Origin of the sequence: Undibacterium sp., assembly GCF_030683615.1 — a bacterium.
Classification (GTDB): domain Bacteria; phylum Pseudomonadota; class Gammaproteobacteria; order Burkholderiales; family Burkholderiaceae_D; genus Undibacterium; species Undibacterium umbellatum.
In genome coordinates this window covers 19,776-45,968 of record NZ_JAUXQE010000030.1, presented here as the reverse complement: position 1 = coordinate 45,968, position 26,193 = coordinate 19,776, and the positions used below count along the sequence as shown (strand labels likewise).

Annotated in this window: 20 protein-coding genes; 12 read left to right on the top strand and 8 right to left on the bottom strand. The window is 52.5% G+C overall.

Annotated features, from left to right (window positions below; all coding sequences use genetic code 11):
- Positions 1-11: 11 nt before the first annotated feature.
- From Q8K39_RS14680 to Q8K39_RS14665, 4 genes are read right to left on the bottom strand one after another with little or no spacing between them, the layout of a single operon-like run.
- Positions 12-959, bottom strand: coding sequence for a UbiA family prenyltransferase (locus Q8K39_RS14680; RefSeq protein WP_305261270.1), 948 nt, complete (start codon positions 957-959; stop codon positions 12-14).
- Entirely contained in the window at positions 956-2,164 is a 1,209-nt protein-coding gene (gene eboE, locus Q8K39_RS14675; RefSeq protein WP_305261268.1) for a metabolite traffic protein EboE, read from the bottom strand. Before eboE ends, Q8K39_RS14680 begins: the two co-directional genes overlap by 4 nt.
- Before the next feature lie 7 nt (positions 2,165-2,171).
- Positions 2,172-3,416 (bottom strand): 3-dehydroquinate synthase, encoded by a 1,245-nt coding sequence (locus Q8K39_RS14670; protein ID WP_305261266.1) that lies wholly within the window; start codon positions 3,414-3,416, stop codon positions 2,172-2,174.
- A gap of 48 nt (positions 3,417-3,464) precedes the next feature.
- Positions 3,465-6,143: a ferritin-like protein gene (locus tag Q8K39_RS14665; RefSeq protein WP_305261265.1), complete on the bottom strand. Its 2,679-nt coding sequence runs from the start codon at positions 6,141-6,143 to the stop codon at positions 3,465-3,467.
- Between the two features lie 456 nt (positions 6,144-6,599).
- Between Q8K39_RS14665 and Q8K39_RS14660 the strand changes: the two genes are divergently transcribed.
- The 3 genes from Q8K39_RS14660 (at position 6,600) to Q8K39_RS14650 (ending at position 11,984) form a co-directional block, all read left to right on the top strand.
- On the top strand, positions 6,600-8,003 hold the full coding sequence (locus tag Q8K39_RS14660) for a nucleotide pyrophosphatase/phosphodiesterase family protein (protein ID WP_305261263.1): 1,404 nt from the start codon (positions 6,600-6,602) through the stop codon (positions 8,001-8,003).
- Entirely contained in the window at positions 8,000-9,109 is a 1,110-nt protein-coding gene (locus tag Q8K39_RS14655) for a TatD family hydrolase (RefSeq protein WP_305261261.1), read from the top strand. The genes Q8K39_RS14660 and Q8K39_RS14655 overlap by 4 nt, the downstream gene beginning before the upstream one ends.
- A 100-nt stretch (positions 9,110-9,209) precedes the next feature.
- Positions 9,210-11,984 carry a tetratricopeptide repeat protein gene (locus Q8K39_RS14650; protein ID WP_305261259.1) on the top strand — a complete coding sequence of 925 codons (2,775 nt, stop codon included), beginning with the start codon at positions 9,210-9,212 and terminating at the stop codon, positions 11,982-11,984.
- A gap of 3 nt (positions 11,985-11,987) precedes the next feature.
- Here the strand turns inward: Q8K39_RS14650 and Q8K39_RS14645 are convergent, their stop codons facing one another.
- On the bottom strand, positions 11,988-12,566 hold the full coding sequence (locus Q8K39_RS14645) for a 5-formyltetrahydrofolate cyclo-ligase (RefSeq protein ID WP_186953211.1): 579 nt from the start codon (positions 12,564-12,566) through the stop codon (positions 11,988-11,990).
- 33 nt (positions 12,567-12,599) lie between these two features.
- On the opposite strand from Q8K39_RS14645, the gene Q8K39_RS14640 reads away from it, so the two are divergent.
- From Q8K39_RS14640 to Q8K39_RS14625, 4 genes are all read left to right on the top strand, one after another.
- Positions 12,600-14,567 carry a transglycosylase SLT domain-containing protein gene (locus Q8K39_RS14640; protein ID WP_370868610.1) on the top strand — a complete coding sequence of 656 codons (1,968 nt, stop codon included), beginning with the start codon at positions 12,600-12,602 and terminating at the stop codon, positions 14,565-14,567.
- 11 nt (positions 14,568-14,578) lie between these two features.
- A complete protein-coding gene (locus Q8K39_RS14635; RefSeq protein WP_305261257.1) occupies positions 14,579-15,292 on the top strand; it encodes a glutathione S-transferase family protein in 714 nt (237 codons plus the stop codon).
- 15 nt (positions 15,293-15,307) lie between these two features.
- A complete protein-coding gene (locus tag Q8K39_RS14630; protein WP_305261256.1) occupies positions 15,308-16,501 on the top strand; it encodes a multifunctional CCA addition/repair protein in 1,194 nt (397 codons plus the stop codon).
- 112 nt (positions 16,502-16,613) lie between these two features.
- Positions 16,614-17,300 carry a GNAT family N-acetyltransferase gene (locus Q8K39_RS14625; RefSeq protein ID WP_186953208.1) on the top strand — a complete coding sequence of 229 codons (687 nt, stop codon included), beginning with the start codon at positions 16,614-16,616 and terminating at the stop codon, positions 17,298-17,300.
- A gap of 241 nt (positions 17,301-17,541) precedes the next feature.
- On the opposite strand, the gene Q8K39_RS14620 is transcribed toward Q8K39_RS14625, so the two are convergent.
- A complete protein-coding gene (locus Q8K39_RS14620) occupies positions 17,542-18,042 on the bottom strand; it encodes an Lrp/AsnC family transcriptional regulator (protein ID WP_305261255.1) in 501 nt (166 codons plus the stop codon).
- Positions 18,043-18,220: 178 nt separating this feature from the next.
- Between Q8K39_RS14620 and hppD the strand changes: the two genes are divergently transcribed.
- Positions 18,221-19,333: a 4-hydroxyphenylpyruvate dioxygenase gene (hppD, locus tag Q8K39_RS14615; RefSeq protein ID WP_305261254.1), complete on the top strand. Its 1,113-nt coding sequence runs from the start codon at positions 18,221-18,223 to the stop codon at positions 19,331-19,333.
- A gap of 72 nt (positions 19,334-19,405) precedes the next feature.
- Complete coding sequence (phhA, locus tag Q8K39_RS14610) at positions 19,406-20,302, top strand: phenylalanine 4-monooxygenase (protein WP_305261252.1); 897 nt, start codon at positions 19,406-19,408, stop codon at positions 20,300-20,302.
- 74 nt (positions 20,303-20,376) lie between these two features.
- Here phhA and Q8K39_RS14605 read toward each other — a convergent pair whose 3' ends face one another.
- Positions 20,377-20,868, bottom strand: a complete 492-nt coding sequence (locus Q8K39_RS14605) for a DUF2147 domain-containing protein (protein ID WP_305261251.1) — start codon at positions 20,866-20,868, stop codon at positions 20,377-20,379.
- 219 nt (positions 20,869-21,087) lie between these two features.
- Here Q8K39_RS14605 and Q8K39_RS14600 point away from each other — a divergent pair, with 219 nt between their 5' ends.
- Together Q8K39_RS14600 and Q8K39_RS14595 are read left to right on the top strand one after the other, a co-directional pair.
- Positions 21,088-21,834, top strand: coding sequence for a response regulator (locus tag Q8K39_RS14600; protein ID WP_305261250.1), 747 nt, complete (start codon positions 21,088-21,090; stop codon positions 21,832-21,834).
- Positions 21,834-23,174, top strand: a complete 1,341-nt coding sequence (locus Q8K39_RS14595) for an ATP-binding protein (RefSeq protein ID WP_305261249.1) — start codon at positions 21,834-21,836, stop codon at positions 23,172-23,174. The genes Q8K39_RS14600 and Q8K39_RS14595 overlap by 1 nt, the downstream gene beginning before the upstream one ends.
- A 484-nt stretch (positions 23,175-23,658) precedes the next feature.
- Here Q8K39_RS14595 and Q8K39_RS14590 read toward each other — a convergent pair whose 3' ends face one another.
- A complete protein-coding gene (locus tag Q8K39_RS14590; protein WP_305261247.1) occupies positions 23,659-24,480 on the bottom strand; it encodes a DUF2087 domain-containing protein in 822 nt (273 codons plus the stop codon).
- A gap of 343 nt (positions 24,481-24,823) precedes the next feature.
- Between Q8K39_RS14590 and Q8K39_RS14585 the strand changes: the two genes are divergently transcribed.
- Positions 24,824-26,155: a response regulator gene (locus Q8K39_RS14585; protein ID WP_305261245.1), complete on the top strand. Its 1,332-nt coding sequence runs from the start codon at positions 24,824-24,826 to the stop codon at positions 26,153-26,155.
- Positions 26,156-26,193 lie beyond the last annotated feature (38 nt).

Genomic DNA, 26,193 nt, shown 5'->3' with positions numbered 1-26,193 from the left:
AAAATGATGGATCAGGTTCCTGGAATGACACGCTGCAAAACCCTGGTCATGACAAAGGCACATAGGCAAAACGCCACGGCAGCAACACCGCCGCCAGCGATGGCGATGACCAATGCATCCAGCAGCGAAGTTGCAGCAATCAATTGCGCTACGGCCTTGGGTACCGCACCTGCGATATGGCGGGTGATTAACAAGCGCACGGCAATGATGTCTGCCGCAATCAGGGCCAGCAACATCAAAAGAGCCAGGCCACCATCGGTCCAACTGGTGACAGATCTGCTGCCATACAAAAGCACGGGCAATGCCAAGATCAGCAATGGCCACAAACTACCCAAACGATTCAGACTCTCTTGTTTTGCTGCATAAGTCAGACCCACTACATGCGCCCAGATCGCCAGTGCTGCCAGGACCACGGTTGTATTGAACAGTCCAGTGTTTTTTAGCGAATGCTCGGCTGAAGTAGTGAGCTCTACCATCATCACGCTGGCAGCAGCGACAAAATACACCAGGGCGCGACACAGTCCCATGATCAGCGGACTTAGAGGATTGCCCTTGTGCCAGACGTTGTACAACAAAATGGTGGCGGCCAGTGCACAACCGCAAACTATCGCCCAGGTGCCGTAGTAACTGAGTATGGCGATGCCCGCAACTTGCAAGACAAAGCCGATGGCAAACACCGCCCTTGCGCTGATCTGGCCCGAGGGAATGGGTCGCCCCGGTCTTTCACGGGCATCGATTTCCCGGTCAAAGGCATCATTCAAATACATGCCCGCGCAGTAAAAAGCTGATATCGCCAGCATGACCAGCAGCGTATGTATGATAGATAAGGGGCGGCCTGTAATGCTGCCTGCGACGATGGCACCCGCCAGTACATTGGTCCATACGGTGGGCAGGTTGGACACCCTACCCAATCGCAAGTAGATGCCCAGGCGGCTGTTATTCATGACTAAAGTATTCATGTCAGCAGTTCTTTCATGATAAAGCTCAACTCACGCGCAATTGCATGGGCTTTGGATTCATTTTTCAAATGTGCGGGCAAGACATCCCAGGTATAAGTCTCCACTTCCAGATGGCTGGAAAGCCCCTGCTTGCGCAAGGCTTGCAGGGTCGCCAGCAAATCAGTCCGGGTTGAACCCAATTGCTCTTCACTGTCCCAGAATATCGGGACGTGACAATGGACACGCCATTCGCCATCAGCCTGACCAGCCTGATAAGCCGACAGTGCGGCAGGCAGGTCGGTATAGCGTTGCAAGCTATCCTGATTATGGACCACGACCTGGTGCAGATACACGCCATCGTCAAAACGCCGTAGCTCATTCACCATCCCTGCATGCATGGCAGGGATGCGCAAGGCGCAGGACAACTGTATCTTGAGTATGCGTATGCCCAGCTCTGTCAAGCTTTGCATGGCACTCACCGGGTCCTCAAATTCAACCGCGGCATGGCAAACGTCATAGCAAACCCCCAGATGACGGCGCATCAGGCGGGCGGCTTGTGCTTCCGTGCAGACGCATAATTCTGCCAGCCTGGCTATGCTGTCCTTTGTCCACAATTGACCGCAAAAGAAAGCTGCGGTCTCGTCCATGGTTTCCAGAAAACAGCAGGGTTCAGGTTCCAATGCCAGCGCTATGCATTTGCCACTTGTTTGTTCCAGTCCGGCCAGCATGGCGACTGCGGCTATCAGTTGCTCAACAATCTGCTGTTGCGCCCCGGCTGTTTGCGCTTCTGATTTATACCCACCGGGCACGGTGGAAATACTGCCTTCCACATCCTCCGGCAAAAGCTCAGCCAGAATGTGGGCGCATTGCCTGGTATAACGTAAACGCTCGGTATCGCGCCAGTCTGGCAAATACACTTGTTCTTTGACCCTGACGCCATGGAAAGGCCCGTAAGGAAAAGCATTGATGGTGAAGACATAGGCGCCCAGTCGTGCCAACTGCATTTTGAATTCCTGCAACCTGGCCGGAATGATGAGGCTATCGGCTGCCTGGGCAGACAGACGCAAGCCTATGCCAAATGCCTGGTCAGCGACCAGCTCCAGTTTTTCCCTGAGCAAAGGTATGGTTTCTTCCAGGCTGGCAAGCACTTCATCCCAGCTTTCACCTGCGTGTATATTCGTGCAGTAAGTCAAATGCACGTTTTGCGGTGGCAGGGATAATTGCATGTCAGCCTCAGTCGGTCAGGACAACTGAATTTGCCTGCTGGCTGTGCAACCAGTCTATTGCTGCGCGCACCAGCCCTGCATCCATCTCGTGGACTTCTACACCACTACCTATGGCGGCCAGCAGCGTGATGGTCAACTCGCCCCCCAGGTGTTCGCGGAATTCTCTTAAGCCCTGCAATACCAGCAATTCACCTTGCTCGTCCTGAGCCAGTAATTGTGCATGCCACAGATCAAAACCCAGTTGCGTCAGCAAGCGATGGATGCGGGCATCTTCTCCGGCTGGTAGCAAACCTGCGATGCAGGAATAGCGTGCATCCAGTACCAGGCCTATGGCGACCGCTTCGCCATGCGATAGCGCATGTGCAGTCAGGCGTTCGAGTTTATGCGCGACCCAGTGACCATAATCCAGCGGCCTGGCCGAGCCGCTTTCAAAGGGGTCTCCACCATGGGCAATCTGATGCATATGCAGGCTGGCGGAGCGGGTGATCACTACGTTCAGTACATTGCTGTCAAATGCTGCCAGTGCGGGCAACTGCTTTTCCATCATGAGAAAAAATGCATGGTCGCGTATCAGGGCAACCTTGACAGCCTCTGCCAGCCCGGCCCGCTTTTCACGTACGGGCAAGATATCGATGAAACGTGCATCGTTGATGACTGCCCAGGGTGGGGCAAAGGTGCCAATGAGGTTTTTTTGTCCTTGCCAGTTGACCGCATTTTTGACACCAACACCGCTGTCATCCTGCGCCAGCACCGTAGTCGGGAAACGTATATGCCGCACGCCGCGATGGAAGATGGCAGAGGCATAGCCCACTGCATCCAGCACTGCGCCACCGCCAATGGCGATGGAATAAGAATGCCGGTCTATTGCCCGCTCTGACAGAGCCTGCAATAGGCGTTCCACCAGGCTTGCATCATTCTTGCAGACTTCACCGCCAGGCAGCAGGTAGATCTCGCCTGCCAATTCCATGGCTTCGTGATGAAAGCGCAGATAGGCAAGTATCTGCTCGACCAGGCCGGGCATGGCCCTGGCCACGCCTTCATCAAGGAAAATCGCCAGCCTGTGCCTGCGCTGCGGTTCACGCAAAGTCACCACTGCACGAAAATCTGGATTGGCAATATCAAAGGCATCACGGGTGAAAACCACGGGAAAGGTGTAATCGACGCGCACATGTTGCTGTTGCCAGCCTGTCCGCGCAGTTGCAGGCGCGACCACTTGCAGATCGGGCAGCCGGTTCAGTTCAGCCAGTTTCACGATACATCCTTTCCTGGTTTATCCACGTTTTTTCCTTCAAGCCTTCCTTCAACCTGGGAATGGCAACTGGAAGCTGGGCCCGGCATTGGTGCCATCGTTCAAGCCTGAAGGCGTAGCCATCAATTGCTGTGCTGCCAGCCCCAATGAGAACATCAGGCCCACGGCTTGCCCCAGTGTTTCTGGTTTGCCATTGAAGGCGATGTGCAAGCCATTCAGCAAGGCTTGATAAGTGCGGGCAAATTGTTCCTGCAAAATGCGGGCGCGTGAACCCTGGGGATACATCGCCAGATTGGGATCATCCATCATCGGCCAGACACCATCTGGATCGAAAGGAATTTTTTCGCCGCTATAGGCAAAGCCATGTTCATTCTTGACCAGGCGATGACCATTGACGATTTCGGCATACTTGTAATAATGGGACAATTCACCATCACCATCGCCTGGATGACGCGCTCCGGCACCCTCACCCTGACGTTTGATTTCATCAATGGCACGGCAGGCATCGGCCAGTGAAGTAATCGCAAATAACTTGCCTGTGCCATGCCATTCTGTGACCTGCTTGTCGGCATTGCCAAAACTGATCTGACCGGCATTGCTCAGTTCCGTCAAGGTCTGTTTGATTTCATCATAGAACCAGCCTATGGTGTACTTGGATGTATCAACAGGTTCACCCTCCCTGGCACGGTAATGCACAGGCTCTATGGTTTTCTCGGGCTGTTCTATGGACATGAAGGCACGCAATTGATCAATCGAGCATTTGCGCAAGCGCACACTCAAATCTGCACGCAAGCCACCTGGCAGTGAGCCGGGATAAACAGGTACAAATTTGGGCCGATTGAAGCTGGGCTTGCCGCCGATGGATATCATCAAATTCGCGACCAGAGCCATATGCAGCATTTCTTCCATCACCACGCTGCGTATCAATTGTGCTACTTCGATATTGGCATTTGGCTTGATACTGTAGAGCGCTGTCAGGTAAGGCGGTATGGTTGCATGCTCCAGCTCTATGGCCTGTTGCAGGGCACGGTGCAGATCAGGAACGGAATCGAGTTCCATATACACAGGATTGTCCAGCCACTTTTGCAGCATCTCGCGTTTCTTGGTGGAGAGGTCACGTGTCACGGGCATGTAGTTGGGGTCAGAAACCGGCGCCCTGAAGACATTTTTCAGGGCAAAAATCTTATTCGTCAAACTGGCGTAATTCGACAGGTCAACGATCTTGTGCATGATGGGATAGAGGTCAGCATATTGCTGAAAGATGGGACGCACATCACATAACCAGTCTGGCTTATCAGGAATGGTGTAGCCACTGAACACCAGTGCATTCAGGCTCAGTGCGCCATTGCCCACGCTGCCTATGGCGGGCTGGGTGCTGCCTATCTGGTAAGTGATGCCATATACCTGGCCATCGATATAGCAACGCGGATTACCTGGGTCCGAGGCTTTCAAGCTCAATTCCGCCCTACCGTCGCTATCGGTAATGATACTGGGCTGGAAAGTGAGCGCCTCAGGTGGGGTGCCGACTTTTTGCGGGCCGGGCACCGGGCCTTGCTTGATCTGCCCTTCCATGGCGCTGGAATCGTAACCCAGGCTGATCCTGGTGTTTCCCAGGGGCTGACCAAAACTGCTGGCATAAAATGTAACCGTCTGATTTTCTGGTGGATTGAACCTGAAAACAAAATTGTCGGCACGTACCCATTGCCCATTCGGTGCTTCCGCGAGCAAGGGTTGGGTGGCATTGGCCACCAGTCCCAGAGGTGTATTGGCAGCCGCCGCCAGTTGAGTGCTGTTCAAAGGGATGGAGACTATACCCGCCGTGCTTTCATACCAGCGCTGGCCCATGTAATTGACTTCAGCCAGCAATTGCGGCGCACCATCGTTAGGCAACAAAGCCACCGTCAAACTGCCGGAGTCGGCCCGCGCACCACCCAGTTCCTTGATGGGCAGGCTATTGCCGAGATCAAGGGTCAATACATTACCGACAATTTGCCCTATCGCATCATTGGCGGTTTGCCCAGGCACTGCCCACAGGCGGCGGCCTGGGACAAAATGGCGCGGCTCCTTCGCTTCATGCAAGCCTATGCTGCCCACCACGCGGCCAAAGGTAAAATTGGGCGAGGACATGGTATCGTCGAAACTATCGACATTGAACTTGATACTGAAGTTGTCTGGATTTTTATTCTCGGCCAGCAATTCATTCAAGAAGCGCGAAGGCCCGGCACCTGTGATCTTGATTTGTTCCAGCACAGACTGATAATAGGCACAAAAAAAAGAGTCTGGCTGGCCGGGTGGATAATTGACCCAGATATCGGCAAACGGGGCGACAGCAAAACGGCTCTGGAAACCCATGCCTGCGGCCTCGCTACCGAGGTTGACCGAAAAGCCCCAGATTTCCGACACCATTTGTTGTTCACTATCAAGATCCACCAGCTTGCCTTCTACCCTGGTGTCTGAACCATTCACGGCCAGGCCGATGACGGGATCGAGACTGGGATCTGAACAAGTGCTGCCATCGCGGTAGACCACGCTGGTGACCACGCAATTGCGGAAACGCCAGGAGCCGGTGCCGTTAGGGTTCCACCAGCCATTGGTCGCGCCAGGACCTGGCATCTGGTAATTGGAGCGGAAACGCGCTGTATCGAAATGCTCGGGATCGTTGTTGATGGTGGACACATCGGCCTGGAACTGGCCGGCAAACACTAAACGGGGCAGACTGAGGTAGCTCATTGGTTCTCCTGTGGTGGTTGCACCAATCGATACCGGATAACGCAAAACCGTGACAGCCCGAGATGATTTTGCGCAAGCCCTGAAAAGATTGATGAAGTACATGGGGTTGCCGTTGCAATACCGAAAAACAGCGACATTCCACTCAACTGAGCCGGAAATGTCCATTGCCTTCCGTACATCCTTGCATATACATTGCAGAAAACATAATTACCAATATTGAAACAATAGTGTAAAACATGCAATAGCTTCGCGGCATCTTTTCTTGAAATATCTTTTCCATGCAACATTTCTTTTTAAGAAATACTTTCCAGCAAGTAGCTATTGCGCAAAACCAGGATTAAATTAATAATAAGGAAACAATCCATCGCTAAGCTGGTGCGATTATTCGTCTGAGTGGTGGCAAGATGTACTGCGCTCCCGGACTTCACCGTAGTATGAATAAGCAAAAATTTACTCATGCAAAGCTTGTTGATATTGAATATCGTGGGTCTCACCCCTAGTCTGCTGGGTACGCTGACACCACGGCTGTCTGCCTTTGTTGCAAGCGGCCATATGCAGCCACTAAAAAGCGTGGCACCAGCCGTCACGTGCAGCGTGCAAGCCACCATCATGACCGGGCTATCGCCACAGCAACATGGCATCGTCGGCAATGGCTGGTTATTCCGCGACCTGGCAGAAATCTGGTTTTGGCGGCAATCCAATAAACTCGTCACTGGAGAAAAAATCTGGGAAGCAGGCAAGGCGCGTGATTCCAAATTCACATGCGCGAATTTGTTCTGGTGGTACAACATGGCATCGACCCATGACTATGGCATCACCCCTCGCCCCATCTATAAGGCAGATGGGCGCAAGCTGCCGGACTGTTATACGACACCGCCAGCATGGCGCGATGAACTGACACAAAAAATCGGTGCCTTCCCGCTATTCCAGTTCTGGGGCCCGGCCACCACGATCAAGTCCAGCCGCTGGATTGCTGACGCCGCCAAGCTGGCCATCACAGAAAAAAACCCGACCCTGACCATGGTCTACCTGCCGCACCTGGACTATGACTTGCAAAGACATGGGCCAGACCTGAGCAATCCGGCAGTACAACAATCCTTGCGCGATATTGATGACGTGGCTGGTGACTTGATCGCCCATGCCCAAAAGGCTGGCCGCCGTGTCATGGTCTTGTCCGAATACGGCATTACTGCCGTTGACAGACCAATACACCTGAACCGCATCTTGCGTGAAGCGGGGTACCTGGCCGTGCGCGAAGAGGATGGCGCAGAGTTACTCGACCCGATTGCCTCCAGCGCCTATGCCGTGGCTGACCATCAGTTTGCCCATGTATATATCTCCAGGCCAGAATTGATTGCGCCAGTACGCAGGTTGCTCGGCAATGTCGCTGGTGTAGAAGACATCTGGGCTGGCAGTGAGCGTGCGGCCATAGGGCTGGATCACCCCCGGTCAGGTGAACTGGTAGTGATGGCAGACAAGCGCTCCTGGTTCACTTACTATTACTGGCAGGATGATGCGCTGGCACCTGACTTTGCCCGCACGGTAGAAATCCACCGCAAACCCGGCTATGACCCAGCTGAGCTGTTTGTCGATACCAATATCAGCTTCCCCAAGCTGGCAGTGGCATGGCGGCTGGGCAAGCGCATGCTGGGTTTTCGCAGCCTGATGAATGTCATTGGCCTGGATGCCAGCCTGGTACAAGGCTCACACGGCAGGCCGGTGGATGATGCAGCCGATGGGCCTTTGCTGATACTTGATCGCCCGTCAGCAGATAGCAGGAATGAAGTCCATGCAGCGGATATCAAGGGCATCGCCTTGAAAATCATGTTTGAAAATGCAAACTCAGGAGCTGGCAAATGAATGACAACGGTAAATTTTCAAGCGACTTTGTCGCCGACAGTACGATCGTGGATGAAATGTTTTCTGACCGTGCCGTCACCTGCCCCTGTTGCAATGGCACGATCACACCGCAGATGCTGCAAAACCTGCTGGCCCAGGCCGGACAATTGCAACAGGGCCAGACGGCATTCCGCCAACTCGCCAGCGGTGGCAATGGCATGATGATAGACCCGCATGCGCATATGATCGCCCGCACTACCGATGACTATGAAGCCATGGCCAAAGCCGGCATTGTCGCCGTCATCGAACCGGCATTCTGGCTGGGGCAATTGCGTACCAATGTAGGCAGCTTCATCGATTATTTTTCCACCATCACCGGCTTCGAGCGCTTTCGCGCCGGGCAGTTTGGCATACGTCATTACTGCGCTATCGGCCTTAATCCCAAAGAAGCGAATAACCCGGCACTGGCAGAAGCGGTGCTGGACATCATGCCTCGTTACTTGGGCAAGGAAGGCGTAGTGGCACTCGGTGAAATTGGCTACGATGAGCAGACAGAACTCGAAGACAAGGCCCTGCGTGCTCAAATCGCCATGGCGATAGAATTTGAACTGCCCATCATGATCCATACGCCACACCGCGATAAAAAACGCGGCACCACCCGCACCATGGATGTGCTGGAAGAATGCGACTTTGATCCGGCACGCTGCGTTATCGACCACAATAATGAAGAGACTGTGCAGGAAGTGCTGGACCGCGGCTACTGGTGCGCCTTCACGATTTACCCATCCACCAAGATGGGGAATGAAAGGCTGGCCGACATCGTCAACCAATATGGCCCTGAACGCATCATCGTCAATTCTGCCTGCGACTGGGGCGTGTCTGATCCGCTGGCCGTACCCAAGTCCGCCCGCCTGATGGCCAGCCGCGGTATCTCTGCCGAAGTCATTCATCAAGTCGTGTATGCCAACGCATTGTCTGTGTACGGCCTGAACCAGGAAATGCAGGAGGCCCACTGGTGCCAGCCAGCCAAAATAGACCAGCGCACCCTGTATAGCGGCAATTCGGTGTTGCGCGGACAAACACCGAGGGTGGATGAAGAAGTCTTGAATCCTGACATTATTCGTTAAGCCAGCTAGCCACGACCCGGATCACCTTTACTTTCGCCAGTTTAAACAATTACTGGTTAAAATAAGCGTCATTTTCTACCAGCAAAGAAGACTGACGCTTATGTTGAACTGGCTTAAAAAAACTTTTTCAAAATCACAAGAAACGCCCGAACCCCAACAAGTTAGCGCCCCTCCTAAAAAACCCGGCCCGGTCTTGGCAGCGGATGAACCAGCAACAGTTGCCAGCAATGTCGCAACAATGCCGGTATTTGCCGGGCATCATGATGCCATTGCCGTAGCCTACGAAAAACTGCAACTTGACCCGGCTGAAAACCTGCCTGCCAATATCCTGGCTGACACGCTGTATGAAAAATTCTTGTTGCCGGAAGCCGAGGCTGTCTATCGCATTGTCCTGGAAAGCGAACCAGAATCATTGGAAACCTGGATCAATCTTGGCCTGTGCCTGGATGGGCAATCACGCTTTGCGGAAGCGATAGCATGTTACCGACATGTCCTGGCCCGGCAACCTGGCAATATCATCGCCCACTTCAATCTCGGCGTCAGCCTGTCGCTGGAAGGGAAAAACCACGATGCTGAACAGGCTTATCTGCACGCCCTGGAACTCAATCCGCAATTTGGACATGCGCATTTCAATCTGGCCATGCTTTTTCAGCAGCGCGATGACCTCAGTGCTGCCATCCATCATTATCAAGAATTATTAAAACTGGAACCCCAGCATTATTATGCCTATTGCAATCTCGGCATGATACACGCAGCACAGGGGCGCTACCTGGATGCCGAGCCTTGTTTCCAGCACGCGATTGCCTGCCAGACCGAGATGACAACTGCGGATTTTTTCCTGGTCAACCTGTATCAGCAACAGGGTAAACAGCAGGAAGCAGAAAATGTATTAAAAAACCTGCTGACACGCCAGCCCGCCAATACGGCAGCAAGGGATGCGCTGTTAAATCTGTATTTGCAGTCCTCTCGTTATGCAGAGGCTGAGAGCATATATCGCCAGATGCTGGTTTCTCTTCCACAAGAGGCCATCATTCATTACAATCTGGGCGTGGTTTTAAAAGAACAGGGGCAAGTCGAGGCAGCAAAGAACTGCTACCTGCAAGCTCTGCAACTGCAACCAGTTTTTGCCCAAGCGCTTGGCAATCTTGGCTTAATTTTCCTGGATCAAGGGGATCTTGCACAGGCGGAAAGTTATTATCAGCGCGCCCTGGAGCAGGACCCCAAATTTGCCCTTGCCTATGTCAATCTTGCACAGATTTATAAGTTAAATGCACAGTTTGCCAAAGCAGAAGCAAGTTACCGCAAAGCCCTGGATCTGGATAAAAACAATGCCAGTTATCACAGCCTTCTAGGCCAACTCTTTTTTGAACAACAGCGCTATGACGACGCGCAAACCTGTTACCAAAAAGCCCTGCAACTGGACCCCAACTCCATCGTATCCTTGCTTGAACTTGGTCAGTTACACATGACCTTCAACCGGGCGACACAAGCTCGTACCTGTTTCGATCAAGCGATAAAAATCAAGCCAGATTTAGCCCATGCCCATAATTGCCTGGGTGTGTTGTACGACGATCAGGGCATGATCCCTGAAGCAGTTGCGGCTTATCGCCAGGCACTGGAATGCCAACCGGATTTCTCTGAAGCCTATGGCAATCTGCTGTTTTCCCTGAACTATCATCCCGACCTGAGCGCAGAAGAAATTTTTGCCGCTTATCAGGAATATGAACGCCGCTTTGTAGCGCATTTTTACCCGCAATGGCACCCGCATACCAATAGCAAGCAGCCAGCACGTCGCTTGAAGGTAGGCTATGTTTCACCGGATATGCGGCGTCACCCGGTCCAGCATTTCCTGGAACCATTGCTGGCTCAGCATGACAAGAGCCAGTTCGAGATCTATGCCTATGCTGAACTCGCGTCAGAAGATGCTGTGAGTGTACGTTATCGCAAGCATGTGGATCACTGGATACCAACCAGGCATCTGAGCGATGATGCCATGGCCGAAAAAATACGTGACGACGGTATTGATATCCTCGTCGATGTCGCTGGTCATACAGGTAATAACCGCTTGCGCGTCATGGCCCGCAAACCAGCTCCGGTTTCGATCACCTGGCTGGGTTATGCCTATACGACAGGCTTGACGGCGATAGACTATATGCTGTCCGATGCGATTTTCGCGCCACCAGAGGCAAATCATTTATTTGCTGAACAAGTCTGGCGTGTCGAAACGCCATCGCTGGTCTATCGTCCTGCAGAAGGCATGGGAATGTACAACACCTTGCCCGCATTGACAAACGGATATGTCACGATAGGCACGCTTAGCCGTGCCGTGCGCATCAATCACAAGGTGATCAGGGTTTGGGCCAGTATATTACAGAAACTGGAGAATTCACGGCTGGTGATAGACAGTGGCAACTTCAAGGATGAAGCCATGCGCAAGTCCCTGGAAGATAAATTTGTGGCCCTGGGGATAGACCGCAGCCGCTTGCAAATCGGCGCTCACAGTCCGCCATGGGATGTTATCCGTAGCATAGACATCGGACTGGATTGCTTCCCGCACAACTCTGGTACGACTTTGTTCGAATCCCTGTACCTGGGCATTCCCTTTGTCACCCTGGCGTCTCGCCCCAGCATGGGCAGGCTGGGTAGTAGCATATTGAGCGGCCTGGGCCGACCTGAATGGATTGCAAGGACAGAAGAAGAATATGTGGACAAGGTCGTCAGCCTTGCCAGCAATCTGCCGGAGCTCATCACTATACGTGCTGGCTTGCGTATGCAAATGCAAAATAGCCCATTGATGGATGAAGCAGGCTTCTGCCGCAAGATAGAAAATGCCTATCGCAGCATGTGGCAAGTCTGGTGCGCCAAGGAGAACTAGAACTCAGGCGGAGATTATGCAATCCATGGGAATATCATGTTCCTGCGCTGCAAATTCTGCCTGGGTGCAGGCATAGGCCATACCGATCGCCCTGGGCCGTGGTGCAACGGCAAGAGTACGGTCATAAAAGCCGCCGCCATAACCCAGGCGGTAGCCTGCCGCATTCCAGCCCAGGCAAGGGATAAGCAAGACTTCAGGCTGCGCCACCAGACGCCCGTGCGCCGGAATGGCAATACCATAGGAATCGACTGTCATGGCATCCCCTGCCTGCCAGGACAAAAAGCTTAAAGGCATGTCTTTGGCTATCACCAGCGGCAAGGCCAGTTGCACGCCCTGCTCCTGCAATTGCTGATAATAGGGACGCAAGTCCGGTTCTGCCTGTATCGGCCAATACACAGCCAGGCTGGCGGGTGTATTTTGTTGACACCATAACAGCAATTGCTTTCCCAATTCAGCATCCAGCAAGCTTTTCTGTTCCGGCGTAATGGCCTGGCGTTGTTGTCGCAAAAACTGACGCAATTCAGTGCGGCTTTGCGCTGTTTCAACGCTGAGTTTGTGTGCGCTATTCTTGGGCTGTGTCATACTGTCAGAAATGTAATCTCAAACTGTCAAAAGATGTCTGTGAAAAAAAGTTTAACTGGTCTTAGCCTGATGATCTTAGCAGGTTTCGCAACAAGTCCTTTCGCCTATGCAGCGCCAGCGAAAAGGAGCCTGATTGCCAATGATGATGACCGTTTCATGGCCTTGCGTGATGCCGCCTTCCATGAAGACGCCGCCAGCACCGAGCAACATGCAGCGGCATTGAAGAATTATGACATCCCCTCCTATGTCGATTATTACCGCCTGCGCTCACGCCTGGTAAAAACGACCAACGCTGAATTCCGTGACTTTATCAGCAAGTATGAAGGTAGCGCCATCGCTGACCGGCTACGCAATGACTGGCTCTTGCTGCTGGGCAGGCGTGGCGAATGGGACTTGTTTGATCAGCAATATCCACAATTTGTTGTCGCAGATGATAATCAGTTGCGCTGCTATTCCTTGCTTTCCAAGGCAGTAAAGCAGCACAAAGTGGCAACAGAAGCGCGCAATTTGCTCAATAGCCCGCGTGACTATGGAGAAGGCTGCTATGCCCTGGTCACTTACCTGACGACGAATGGACAATTCAACCAGGATGATTTGTGGGCGCAAATGCGCATGGCGGCAGAAAACGGCGCCTTGCCACTGGCACAACGCCTGGGTAAATTGCTGAATGTATCAGACAAGCAAGTTGCAGAAGCCGTGGACAAACCAGCTGGCATGCTAAAGAAAGCCCCGGATGCCGGGCATGCCGCCCACGAACTGTATCTGATTGCCTTGGGACGCCTGGCAAAATCTGATCATGAGCAGGCAGCAGAAACCCTGAGTCGTCACAGGAACTTATTCACGGACAATGAAAAAGCCCTGGGCTGGGCGCAGATCGCCATGCAAGCCGCACAAAAACTGGAACCGGAAGCCCTGGCTTACTGGCAAAAAGCCGAAGGCGCAGTCTTGACACAAGAAGCCTATCAATGGCGCACCCGTACAGCCTTGCGTGAAGGGGACTGGAAGCTGGTGAAGTCCAGCATCACCGCCATGCCTGCCAGCCTGAAGGCAGACCCGGCCTGGGTTTACTGGTATGGCCGCGCATTAAAAGCCGAAGGCAAGCATGAAGAAGCGCGCGCCCAGTTCGCCAGCATCGCCGATCAATTGCATTTCTATGGTCAACTTGCCCTGGAAGAACAGGGACAAAAAATAGGTGTCCCCGGCACCGTCAAACCAGTAACGCCAGAAGAGCTGGCGCCGATGGAAAGAAATCCCAATTTGCAAAGGGCACTGAAATTCTATGCCATGAATTTGCGCTTCGAAGGCACGCGTGAATGGAATTGGGAGTTGCGCAAGATGAGCGAGCGCCAGCATCTGGCCGCAGCCGAACTGGCAAGGAAAAACAACTTACTCGATCGCATGGTCAACACCTCCGACCGCACCAAGGGTGAACTGGATTTCAGCCAGCGTTACCCTACGCCATTCAACGACAGCATGTACAAGACTACCCAGGCACTGGGCATGGACATGGCCTGGGTATATGGTTTGATACGCCAGGAATCACGCTTCATCATGAATGCCAAATCGCATGTGGGTGCATCTGGCCTGATGCAATTGATGCCAGCTACTGCGCGCTATGTTGCCAAGAAGATTGGCCTCGGTAATTTTGTACCTACCCAAGTCAATGATGTGGAAACCAATATTGCGCTTGGCACCAATTATCTGAACATGGTATTGACCGACCTGGGTGGCTCGCAGGCTCTGGCATCCGCTGCTTATAACGCTGGCCCTGGCCGCCCGCGCGCCTGGCGTTCCAAACTGACACGTCCGGTGGAAGGAGCCATTTTTGCCGAGACCATTCCTTTCAATGAAACCCGCGGCTATGTCAAAAACGTATTGTCGAATGCGACTTACTACGCCGCCCTGTTTGAGAAAAAACCGCAGTCACTGAAGAAACGTCTGGGCATGGTCGTCCCCAAGGGCATGACGGCCACTGAATCCGATGTTCCTGCCAATCTTTAAGTGTAGACATCATGCAAGATACTGAAATGCAACCTGCACTGGCCGCCTTGCTGGGCCAGCACCGGGCCGGTTTGCGCCTGGTGATAGGCAACAAAAATTATTCCTCCTGGTCCATGCGCCCCTGGGTACTGATGAAGGCTTTTGGTATACCCTTCGAAGAAATACGCATACTGCTGAACCAGCCAGATACCACCAACCGTATTGCTGAATACTCTGCTGCCGGTCGTGTGCCAGTCTTGCTGGCGGGTGAAATCACTGTATGGGATTCACTGGCAATTTGCGAGTACCTGGCCGAACAATTCTCCATACTTAATCTGTGGCCAGAAGATATCGCTGCCAGGGCCACGGCACGCAGCATCTGTGCCGAAATGCATTCCGGCTTCTCTTCCCTGCGCTTTGACATGCCCATGAATATCCGTGCCGACCTGTTTGGCAAGGGCCGCACCATAGGCTCACAAGCCGACATAGGCCGCATCAGTGAAATCTGGGAAGATTGTCTGGCATCCTACGGCGCCCATGAATTCCTGTTCGGTGCATTCTCTATTGCTGATGCATTCTATGCGCCGGTGGTCATGCGCTTCCGCACTTATGGTGTCTCGCTGGCACCAGCCCTGCAAGCCTATGTAGATCGCGTGATAGCACACCCTGCAGTCGCATTATGGGTGCGGGAAGCATTGATGGAAACCGAATCCATGCCCGGTCATGACAACCGTCATGGCGAATAAGGACAGCAACGCTACATGAAGACTTATATAGTTGGTGGCGCCGTACGCGACGCCTTGCTCGGTCATCCCGTGCAAGACCGCGATTACGTCGTGGTTGGCGCATCGCCAGAAGAGATGCTGGCCCAAGGCTTTTTGCCAGTTGGTAAAGATTTCCCGGTATTCCTGCACCCCAAGACCCATGATGAATATGCGCTAGCGCGTACTGAACGCAAGACTGCCGCCGGTTACAAGGGCTTTGTATTTCATACCGATGCCGATGTCACGCTGGAACAGGATTTGATACGCCGCGACCTCAGCATCAATGCCATGGCGCAGGATGATGACGGTAACATCATCGACCCCTACGGTGGTTTGCAAGATCTGGAAAACCGCGTGTTTCGCCATGTCTCCATGGCATTTTGTGAAGATCCGGTACGCATATTGCGCCTGGCCCGCTTCGCTGCCCGCTTTGCCACACCGCCACAAGATTTCAGCGTCGCCACAGAAACCACGGCCCTCATGCAAACCATGGTGGCCGCTGGTGAAGTTGATGCCCTGGTGCCAGAACGTGTATGGCAAGAAATTTCACGCGGCTTGATGGAAGTGCGTCCTTCCCGTATGTTTGAAGTCTTGCGCAGTTGCGGCGCACTGCAACGCTTATTACCCGAGATTGATAGACAATGGAATATACCGGCCGCGGCTAACTCCTGCCGGGCTGAGCAATTGATGCAATTGCTGGATGCAACGGCAACAAACAAGCAGCCGCTGACTACACGTTATGCCGTACTCTTGCACGATCTGACCGCAGATCAGGTCAATGAGCAAACCGCTACGGCGCTAGAAAAGCAACGCATGGCCGTGGCCGATGCGATTAGCCAGCGCTTGAAAGTACCGGCAGAATGCCGCGACCTCGCCGTCATGCTGGCACGTGAGCATTTACATATCAATCTAGCCATCAGTCTGCCTGCTACCGATATCATCGATTTACTGGGGCGCTGTGATGCCTATCGCAAACCCCAGCGCTTCCTCGACGTATTGAGTGCAGCAGCCTGCCTGTATGCGCAGACAGACGAGACATATGCACCACAAACCCGGCTAGGCAAGGCGCTGGAAGTGGCACAACAAGTCAATGGCGGTGAAATTGCTGGGCAATATGTCAACACCCCGTCACAAATTCCAGTGGCAATACGGGAAGCCAGAATCGCAGCTCTGGAAGCCGCCAGCGTATGAATGGGACAGAATAGAAGTTTTACTCTCAAAAATAGCGCTTTTCTGGAATAATCGAAACAGATCATCTACAATGCATTGTGCAGTGCACAAAAGCTACCCATAAGGAGCTGCTATGAATGCGTCAGACGTTTTTCCAGAAGATCCAAAACACTTGCTAGACTCTACCAAAAAGCCATCGCAATCCACCATTTTCGTCAAGGAATTATCAGAAAAGGACAGGCATCGCATCTTGAGACATTTTCTTGGACTCGAAGAAAGTGACCGCTTACTACGCTTTGGCACTTATCTGCCGGATGCCATGATAGAAAAATATGTAGACGGCATCGATTTCTCCCGCGACAAGGTATTCGGCGTCATCAGCCATCATTTCCGCGTCGTCGGCGTCGGCCACCTGGCTTATGCGCCACGCGCCGAGGATGATGAAGCCACGGATAAAGACAAGGTCGCCGAATTTGGCGTTTCCGTCTCCACCTCAGCACGCGGCAAGGGCATAGGCTCCAGACTGTTTGAACGAGGTGCCATTCACTGCCGCAATGATGATATTGACACCTTGTACATGCATTGCCTGTCATCGAATCAAACCATGATACACATCGCCAAAAAAGCTGGTATGGAAATCCACCGCGAATACGGCGAAGCCGACGCCTACTTGAAGATCCTGCCCGCCGACGCCGCCAGCGTCTTGAAAGAAGCCATGCAAGAACAGGTTGCAGCGATTGACTACACCATCAAGGCAAATACCCGCGCTGCTGCCAAATGGCTCAGGCATTTGCCGGGGATGAAGGGTGGGTCGAAGTAGCGAAGCCAAGACCTTTCACCACAGAGGATGGAAAGACTGCTTGTAAGCAGTCTTCGTTACGCAGGCGCGCGGCATGCCGCACGAAGTCCCGGCTACACCACCGAGACACAGAGAAGATGAAGAGGAAAGCAAAACCTGGTTTCTCTGTGTCTCAATCGTCGATTACTTTAATATCTAGAAATCTAGGTACAAGTCGTAATTTGAAGCTTAAGTATATTAAAGATGCCTCCGTCAGTGCTCTTTATACCCCCACCACCGGCAAGGCTGTCGTATCCTTAATCTGCTGCAAGGCAAAACTAGACTTCACATCCAGCACCGCCGGATGCCGCAACAAGGTCTCCATCATGAAGCGCGAAAAATGGTTCATGTCTTCCACATGCACGCGCAAGAGATAATCCATTTCCCCTGTCATCGCATAACAGGCCACCACTTCTGGCCACTGCCCTACCGAGGCCGAAAAGTCATCACGCGGTGAGCGTGAAGCACCCTTGCCGGGGGCATCGCTATGCTTTTCCAGCCTGACATTGACATAAGCCAGCAAGCCCAGGCCTATCTTGGCGGGTTCCAGCAAAGCTACATATTTGCGGATGACGCCGCTGTCTTCCAGGCGCTTGATACGGCGCAGGCAGGGTGAGGGCGAGAGATTAACGCGCTCTGCCACTTCCTGATTGGTGAGCCTGCCATCTGCCTGCAAAATCGCCAGGATCTTGCGGTCTATCTTATCTAGTTCAACCTCAAGCATAATCTGCTCCATATTAAATAAATTTAGCAATATTATTGCTCAAATAAATAAATCATTGGGTTATTTTGCAATTATATGGCGCGTTTCGCAGACTATACTGAGAGCTTGAGCTACATCAAAGCCAGTCTTAAATTGGCTAGTTGCAGCGGACACTGATGATCACACTGAGGAGACAGGCATGACAATCCAAACTTGGGAAAACCCTATGGGTACCGATGGCTTTGAGTTTATCGAGTACGCAGCACCCGATCCAAAAGCACTCGGCGAATTATTCCTCACCATGGGTTTCACCGCGATAGCCAAGCATCGCACCAAGGATGTGACACTGTTCCGTCAGGGCGACGTGAACTTCATCATCAATGCTGAACCTGATTCTTTCGCACAAAAATTTGCCCGCAAGCATGGTCAATCCGTTTGCGCATTCGCTTTCCGCGTCAAGGATGCCAACGCTGCCTACAAGCGCGCACTGGAACTGGGCGCCTGGGGTTTTGACAATAAGACCGGCCCTATGGAATTGAATATCCCTGCCATCAAAGGCATCGGTGATTCCCTGATTTATTTCGTTGATCGCTGGCATGGTAAAGATGGCGCAGATGCAGGTGCCATCGGCAATATCAGTATCTATGATGCTGACTTCGTGGCGTTGCCAGGCGTGGATTCCAATCCAGTCGGCAAGGGCCTGACTTACATCGACCACCTGACCCACAATGTACACCGTGGCCGTATGAAGGAATGGGCGGATTTCTATGAAACCCTGTTCAACTTCCGCGAAATCCGTTACTTCGATATCGCTGGCAAACACACAGGCCTGAAGTCCAAAGCCATGACTTCACCTTGCGGCAAAATCCGTATTCCTATCAATGAATCTTCGGATGACAAATCCCAGATCGCTGAATACCTGGACCTGTACCACGGCGAAGGCGTGCAACATATCGCCATGGGTACAGACAATATCTATGACACCGTTGGCGGCATGAAGGCCAATGGCGTGGTTTTCCAGGACACCATAGAAACTTACTATGATCTGGTAGACCGCCGCCTGCCTGGTCATGGTGAAAACCTGGAAGAATTGCGCAAGCTGCGCATACTCATCGATGGTAAGAGCACAGAAACATCGCGCGAATTGCTGTTGCAAATTTTCACGACCACGGTCATCGGACCTATCTTCTTTGAAATCATCCAGCGCAAGGGCGATCAGGGTTTTGGTGAAGGTAATTTCCGCGCCCTGTTTGAATCTATCGAGCTTGATCAGATCCGTCGTGGCGTCATCAAAGACGAAACAACTGTCTGATTTCGCTAACAGCTAATGGAGATATGAAAGAGGCTGGTCATCATCTGATGCCGGCCTTTTTCACTGAAAAATATGGATACTATCGCTACTTCCGCTACTACTGTCAGCAACGACGATTTCCTCGCCACCGTTGCTGAAAAATCCAATGGCGCAGCCCTGCGTGGCAACTATGAAAAAGCCGACGAGCAATACGTCGTCGCCCAGGACTGGGATGCCTACACAGAAGAAGAACATGAATTGTGGCGCAAGCTCTACCAGCGCCAGATGGAACTCTTGCCTGGCCGTGCCTGCGATGAGTTCATAGCAGCACTGCACAAGATGGATGCCTCGGGTGGCATACCAAAATTTGAGCGTACTTCAGAAGAATTGTTTGCCGCTACTGGCTGGCGCATCGTCGCCGTGCCTGGCCTGATCCCTGAGCTGACGTTCTTTGAACATCTGGCCAATCGTCGCTTCCCGATCACGGTCTGGTTGCGCAAGCCGGAAGAATTCAATTACATCGTTGAACCCGATGTCTTCCATGATTATTTCGGCCATGTGCCACTGTTGTTCAACCCAGTCTTTGCCGACTATATGCAGTTGTATGGCAAGGGGGGCTTGAAGGCGATGAAGCTGGGCGGTCTGGATTATCTGGCACGCCTGTACTGGTACACGGTGGAGTTTGGCCTCATCAAAACTAATAAGGGTTTGCGCATCTATGGCGCAGGCATCTTGTCATCTGGCGGTGAAGTCGAATATTGCCTGAAGCCTGGCACACCTTCGCGCCACATCCGCCTCGAGATCGAACGCTGCCTGCAAACTCTGTACAAGATAGACAGCTTCCAGGAAACCTATTTTGTCATCGACAATTTCCAGCAATTGTTTGATGGCACGGCACCAGATTTCACGCCCTACTATGAGCGCCTGAAACGACTCGATGCCTTGCCAGCCAATACTTTGTTGCCGGGTGAAGTTGAATTGCTGCCGTAAGCCAGCAATCAGTCAGCAACAAACCAGCCTCAATGTAAAAAGAAAATGGGACATCAAGCACGATGTCCCATTTTTTATTTTTGCGCAGTAACGGTATTGGATACGCGCGTCCACACCTGGCTGCGGCCATTTTCAGGACTATCCTTGTAGGGCGTGATTTCCAGCTCGGTTGAACTCAGCATGCGCATCTGACAATCATAAGTCTGGCCATCAGCACGGTTGAAAATCTTGCCTGACCAGGTGGCGGCCTTGGTAGACAGGGTAGGAGTGAAACCTGCCATGATGGTCTTGCCCATTGCAGGCGCAGCAGATGCTTCCAGTACACGGCTGACCTTGCCGCACAAGGCCTGGCCGCATTTACTGATCTCTACTTCCAGGTTACCACTCTGTGTCAGCCAGATGCCTGCGACTGCGCCAGCCTTGCTGTTGGCATGATTATGGGCCTGAATTTCAGCCTCCACCGGTGCCAGATAATAATCAGACAAACCCGCTTGTTGCGCCTGGGCAGACCAGGCACTCATCAATAAAGTGGCGCAAGTGGTGATAAGGATAATTTGCTTTTTCATGTTGACTCTCCTTGATTTATAGAAGTGATGAATTCATCACGGCAAGATCATTAGACAGGAGCAAGGTATCTGGCACATGTCAGGAAATGCCTTATTTGCATCTACATATGTGCCGACGGCATTCAGATACACTGGGATACAAAAGATTTTGTCCCTGCTGCGATTTAGGCTATAAAGCTTCATGAACGAACCGTCAAATATGAATGCAAAGTCCAGCGCATGGAAAACACTGAATCCCCGGATCACATCCTCATCGTTGATGACGATGCAGAAATACGCGAACTGACTGCCCTGTACTTGCGCAAGAATGGCAACAAGGTCAGCACGGCAGCAGGCGGCAAGCAAATGCGCGCCTTGCTCGAAGGAAGTGCCATCGACCTCATCGTGCTTGATATCATGATGCCGGGCGAAGATGGCCTGAGCCTATGTCGTGAATTGCGCTCTGGCCCGCACAGAGTCATTCCCCTGTTTTTTCTGACGGCACGTGCAGAAGAAACTGACCGCATAGTCGGACTGGAAATGGGTGCCGACGATTATCTGACCAAGCCTTTCGCCGCACGCGAATTGCTGGCCAGGATCAAAGCGGTCTTGCGCCGCACACGCATGCTGCCGCCCAAGCTGCGTGAACAAAGACCATCAGCGATGTTGCAGTTTGGTGACTGGCAACTCGATACCCTGGCACGCCATCTGCTCGATAAAGACGGCGTCATGGTGACACTCAGCGGGGCTGAATACCGTCTGCTACAAGTCTTTGTCGAGCATCCACAAAAGGTGCTTAACCGTGACCAGTTACTGAACCTGACCCAGGGCCGCGATGCCGATCTGTTCGAACGCTCCATAGACTTGCTGGTCAGCCGCCTGCGTCAGCACTTACGTGATGATGCGCGCGAGCCGCGCTACATCAAAACCGTGCGCAACGAAGGTTATGTATTTTGTGCACAAGTCACCGCACATGAGGAAGTCTGATGCATCTCATCGAAAGCCCGCACTGGCCGCACACCCTGTTTGGTCGCCTGTGCCTAATTTTACTGAGTGCCCTGCTGATGGCCTATGCACTATCGTTTGCCTCGTCGCAATGGGACAAGATGCAGGTCAGGAAAAATCACATGGTCTATTCGGTAGGCAAGGATGTCGCCAATGCGATTTCCTTTCTCGACCGCCTGCCAGTCAGCGAACGCCAGGCCTGGCTGGGCAAACTGGCCCGCAACAACTATGAATATACTTTGCAGGCGGCCCCTGCGGATGCCACGGACAGCATAGATCTGGACATTGCCAACGAGGCCATAGAGGCCATTAAAAATAACCTCGAACATCCAGCAAAGATCAGGATCAGCGTAAGTACGGAAGGCGATAAAAAAATCCTGCAATTGCATCTGGCCTTGAGCGATGGAGCACCAATCACTATTCGCCTCACCGCATCACCTTACAACATACAGTGGAGCATGCTCTCGCTACTCTGCGTACAGCTTGCCATCGTCATGCTGGCAGCCTGGCTGGCAGTCAGGACAGCGACACGCCCGCTGGCGATGCTGGCTGAAGCAGCCGATGCGATGGTAAAGCCAGGTGCCAGGCCACAGTTCCCTGTCCGGGCACCGCGTGAAGTATTCCGTGCCGCAACCGCCTTCCAGAACATGCAAGAACGCATAGATACATATCTGGCGGAACGCATGCAAATCCTGGGCTCCATCACTCACGACCTGCAAACCCCCATCACCCGCCTGCGCCTGCGCACAGAACTCATGGACGACGATACCCATCGGGATAAGATGCAGGCTGACCTGCAAGCCATGCAAAAACTGGTAGAGCAAGGTCTGGCCTACGCCAAGGTACAAAATCAATTGCAAGCCGATCAGGAAGCCAGCAGCAAGATCAAGCTCGACGCCCTCGCAGGCAGCCTGGTACAAGACTATTGCGACACCGGCCAGCAAGTCGGCCTGCGTGGCAATAGCAGCCAGATAATACAAACCCGCCCCCTGGCCCTCTCCCGCCTGCTCGGCAACCTCATCGACAATGCCCTGAAATTTGGCAGCGAAGTGGAGGTTATCCTGGGCAGCGATATGCAGTGTGCAGTCATCACCGTGCAGGATCGCGGCCCCGGCATCCCCGAAGACCAGTGGGACGCAGTCATGCAACCTTTCGTACGACTCGAATCCTCCCGCAACCGTGATACCGGCGGTGCGGGTCTGGGCTTGGCGATCGTGGCGCAACTGGCGCTGCAACTGCATGCGGAAGTAGGGTTTGCCAATCGTGAGGGTGGGGGGTTGGCGGTAAGTGTCAGATTGCCTTTGCTGGTTGGGGTGGAGTAAATCGGTTGATCGATTGAGTATGAAGAAAATAAGCTGCGGTCGTATTGACGTTGCTGTTGAATTTGACGTTGCTTTTGACTTTTCGCAGTTCCCATGTGTAGGCGCCGTTTGTGCAGTACAGAAAATGGATTAAGAAGGACCGCTGTCTGAGCGTAGCGAGTTTCGGGCCTTCCCATTTTTTGTACTGCACAAACGGGAACCCCGCAGGGGCGACTACGCCTGGGTCGCCTTTCTTTGAATTCTTTCTTTGGCGACGCAAAGAAAGGATTTCGGCTGCCGGGCCGAAACCCGGCTTGCATCCACGAAGGGTAATCCTTTTAATCAAAGCACCACATGTAACGAACGACACGGCATACCATGAACGCCGCTGGGGCGCCAGCCCGGTGGAATGACGTTAATCTTATTGCCGTTGAATTGAAGGTATAGCAGCCAGGTAGGCATAGAAGTTGTTAAGTTCATCGGCATCAAAATACCAACATGCCAATCACACTCTCCAATACTCCCCCTCAGCCCTCTCCATCAATCCATTCATAATAAACTCCCGCCGCAAGGTCGCAAAATCAGCATGAAACTGCAGCAAAAACGCATTGATATCAGCCTCCACGTAACGCCGTTCAAACTGTAATTGCTCCACCAGCCAGCGCAAGATCACCAGCCGTTTTTTACGCTGCTCAGGAATACTCACCAGACGCCCGTTCTTGACGAAGGACTTCATCACCCGCTCAGCTTCAACGTCAGTAGACTGCAAATCCAGCATGATTTTAGTAGCATCCCAGTTCGCGTTGAAACGTTCCGTGCGACTGGATTGCAGTCGCTGCTGCGCCAGATTCAGCCAGCTTGCGCTTCCATAACCCTGCACCAGATCATGCCCGATAACATTCCAGAATTCAGGTGCACCACTAATACCCAGCGCCTGCAGATAATCACCGGTAACGACCAGATATTGACAGCGATAGGGCAGCAAATAACCAGCTTCATTAGCCCGCAATTGCTGCTGCGCTTCGGCATAACTGGCATACCAGTGATTGATGAAAACAGCCACTTCGGGACCATGCCAGAAGTCCCCCATGTCTTCACCAGGTTTGACTTCGCCACCGAGGACGATGCGGGCATGTTCCCAGTTCTGAAAACCGGCGTCGGCTGCAGCCAGGTTCATGCAGTGCTTGAGTTGCCAGCTTTCAGGGATTTCCCAGTTGCGCTGGCGGCTTAAGATCAGGGCGCGTTTGCTGGCTGCGGTATTACGTGTCTCCAGCAATTTTTGCAATAAACGAGCACGCGTTTTGATTTCTGTAGTAAGTGCGTTCATGCTGTAGCTCCAGTCAATATGGGCTGTAGGGCAATGAACAATGATGGGTAGTATGACGATAACATGATGAACTCCAGTTCGCTTATCGACGACCCGCTGACGTCAAACGAAACATGGCAATTATCACATTAATAGGGATGTGCATTTGCAGGGTGAGAGCCTCTTGTGCGGGAAGGCGCCCCTTAGCACCTGCCGTGATTGTAGGCCAGTATAAAAACAACGTCAATCATCTTTAACTTCGTGAATATGTCTTGAAACCGAGCTGCTTCTCTGCTAAACCCTGATAATAAGCAAATCATTATTTACTTTCTGACCAAACACCGTGGTGTAAAAGGGGAGAGTTTTGATTCATCAATCCGCAAGCGAAGGGCATGGCCATGCCTCAAACGACAGCATACTGATCGTCGATGATGCGCCGCCGAATATAGGTTTGTTGTATGCCGCGTTGCAACAAGCGGGTTACCAGATTTATGCAGCAACTTCAGGAGCCCAGGCGCTGCTGATCGCACACGAAGTACGGCCCAACCTGATCTTGCTTGATGTCGTGATGCCAGGCATGGATGGCTTTGAGACTTGCAGGCGACTCAAGAATGAGGCAGCAACTGAACAAATCCCTATCATTTTCATTACTGCTGCCAATAGCACCGAAGACATCGCCAAAGGTTTTGCGGCAGGTGCTGTCGATTACCTGAGCAAGCCACTACGCGTGGACGAGTTATTGATCAGGGTAAAAATGCATTTACAAAAACAGCATTTCCTGCTGGTTCAGCAAGAGCAAACAGAAAAACTCAAACTCATTGTCGATAATATGTCCGAGGCAGTGGTCTTGCTGGATGCCAAGGGCCAAATAACATTTAGCAATCCGGCTTGCCATGCTGGCTTGGGTTACACCGGTGATGAGGTTCTAGGCAAATCCATCACTTCACTCTTAAGTGAACGCCAGCCTGCCAGTTGCCTCAAATTTTTTTCAACAGACAGCGACCTTAACATCAGTAGCCCAACCCACTGCGGCCCCAGCGAAGTCTGCGTGCAGCATAGCAGCGGCAAAGCCCTCAATATGGATTTGACCCTGGCCTCGGTCTTTTTACAAGAACGCCATTATGTGGGCTTACTGAGGGACCGCCAACCAGAATTGCAGCATCATGCAAGCTTGCTGGCGGCAGACTGCGATCCCTTGACCAATCTGGCCAATCTGCGACGTTTTGAAGTAACTCTGGAACAATGCTGGCAATACTGTTTGTCCACTGTCATGCCAGTTTCACTTTTGCAGATACGCATCCATCAACGTGAAGATTGCTACCACCATGCAGAACGCCATGCTGGCGATCAGATATTACAAGAAATTGCCAGGATTTTGCTAGTGCAAGCCAACCGCCGCAATGGTTTGGCGGCACGTATCGCCGAGCATGAATTTGCCTTGCTCGTGCCAGATTTAAGCAAGGAAGCAACAGCATTTCTGACCCATACGTTGAGAGATGAACTCATGCTCTTGCTCAAGCAAAAAATACCTGCCTCAAGCACAGAACGCGAGAAGGCAGGTGGTATCAGTATTGCCTACGCCAGCCAGGTGCCGCATGCTGGTCAGAATGGAAAGCAACTTTTGGATGTCCTATCGAATGCCTTGCCAACCCGCCAGTGTGATGAGGTTAGCCGCATCATCGCCACAGAAATGTAAATGAGTAGACGTAGCTATCCAGGCTCAAGCATGAGGAA